Here is a 1,012-nt window from a genome sequence, read left to right as displayed (position 1 = left end):
TGAAATGGCAATGTTTCCAAAGTGAGAGAAAGCAAACTTAAGAACTTCGCGGGGCGACTTTTCCGCAAGCGAAGAATTCAGAGCGCTGATTGCTTCCGGAGTAAGGTTTTCTGCTTGCGTAAAGTCGTATTCCATTGTCGTGATATCTCGCTGGGGGATGTTGTAGAAGGCTTTGGATTGTATCGATGATTTATCAATATGCAAGCTGAAGCCTTTTCGTTAGAATGGCGCCCAAATTTTTGTCATTTAACTTGAAGTTAGTATCGGGAGTATGCGACGTGGAATTAGTTTGTCTGGATTTAGAAGGTGTCTTGATTCCGGAAATTTGGATTGCTTTTGCAGAGAAAACAGGAATTGAAGAGTTAAAAGCAACGACTCGTGATATCCCTGACTACGATGTTTTAATGCAGCAGCGTTTGCGTATCCTTGACCAGCACGGTTATGGCCTGAAAGAAATCCAGGAAGTCATCGATACACTTGACCCGCTTCCTGGTGCAAAGGAGTTTGTTCAGTGGTTGAATGAGCGTTTTCAGCTTATCATCCTATCGGATACATTCTACGAATTTGGTATGCCGTTTATGGCGAAGCTTGGTTTTCCGACACTTTTTTGTCACAAGCTCGAAGTCGCCGACGATGGGCGAATCACTAACTACCTTTTGCGCCAAAAAGATCCGAAGCGTCAGTCGGTTAGGGCGTTTCAATTGCTAAATTATCGTGTGATTGCAGCGGGTGACTCCTATAATGATACGACGATGCTGAAGCAGGCTGAGGCTGGTATTTTGTTCAAGTCTCCGCAAAACGTGATTGATGAGTTTCCTCAGTTTCCTGCTGTACATACTTATGACGACCTTAAAGCTGAGATTCTTAAAGTCAGCACCACTCGGTCTTCTTAATTTTTATTCCACTTGGAGTAGTGAATGTCTGAGCCTTCAGGCGAACGAATACAAAAGGTGCTTGCGCAAGCAGGCCTTGGCTCTCGCAGAGAGATTGAACGTTGGATCGCAGATGGTCG

3 protein-coding genes are annotated in these 1,012 nt (G+C 44.6%); 2 read left to right on the top strand and 1 reads right to left on the bottom strand.

The features are described from left to right. A partial coding sequence (locus tag A3751_RS23655) for a hypothetical protein (protein ID WP_231876947.1) occupies nt 1-204 on the bottom strand: 204 nt, incomplete at its 3' end. 74 nt (nt 205-278) lie between these two features. Here A3751_RS23655 and thrH point away from each other — a divergent pair. Next, nucleotides 279-893, top strand: coding sequence for a bifunctional phosphoserine phosphatase/homoserine phosphotransferase ThrH (thrH, locus tag A3751_RS19895; protein WP_068457352.1), 615 nt, complete (start codon nt 279-281; stop codon nt 891-893). 24 nt (nt 894-917) lie between these two features. Continuing rightward, the coding region (locus A3751_RS21965; RefSeq protein ID WP_255376105.1) for a S4 domain-containing protein at nt 918-1,012 on the top strand (95 nt) is incomplete at its 3' end.

This window comes from Oleiphilus sp. HI0080 (assembly GCF_001635135.1).
The sequence above is the reverse complement of the archived record's forward strand: the minus strand, read 5'-3'. Positions and strand labels throughout refer to the sequence as shown.